1 pseudogene is annotated in these 515 nt (G+C 59.6%); it reads right to left on the bottom strand.

The window, feature by feature from the left end:
• A pseudogene (locus HMPREF1627_RS00620) lies at positions 1-351 on the bottom strand (cell division protein FtsK); the annotation flags it as partial.
• Positions 352-515: the final 164 nt, after the last annotated feature.

Raw genomic sequence — 515 nt, 5'->3', positions numbered from 1 at the left:
CCGCCAAAGCGCAGGCACCTCGCCCTCGCTGACGGTTTCTTGAAGCGCCCCCAAGTTTGATTCCAGATGCGAGAAGTAAGCCCACTGCACCTCTTTCATGGAACCAGCGTCAACCACTGCGCGGCCCGGCACTCGCGGCAGTTCGGAGGCTGCGCCGCTTGCCACCATCTCGAGGGAATCAGCCACGCTTGCCGTACGCAAACAGACGCGAAGAGTCAGATTTGCACGCATCGACGGAGTAACCACACCGCCCGGACTTTGCGTTGCCGCAATCAAATGCATGCCCAGAGACCGCCCTCGAGCCGCCAAATCAACCAGGCTCTCAAGCGTCTCCGGATGCGTCCTAATCATCGCGCGAAACTCATCAATAACGCACACAATACGCGCCGGACAATCATCCGGGCTTCGTTGCTCCCACTGGTCAACACTTACGAAGTCTCGCGCCGCAAGAGCTTCCTCTCGCTCCCGAAGTTCCGCGCCTAACCCAGCTATTGCCCTCTCCGTGTCATCTGGAG

This window comes from Actinomyces sp. S6-Spd3, from assembly GCF_000758755.1.
Taxonomy (GTDB): Bacteria; Actinomycetota; Actinomycetes; order Actinomycetales; family Actinomycetaceae; genus Pauljensenia.
The sequence above is the reverse complement of the archived record's forward strand: the minus strand, read 5'-3'. Positions and strand labels throughout refer to the sequence as shown.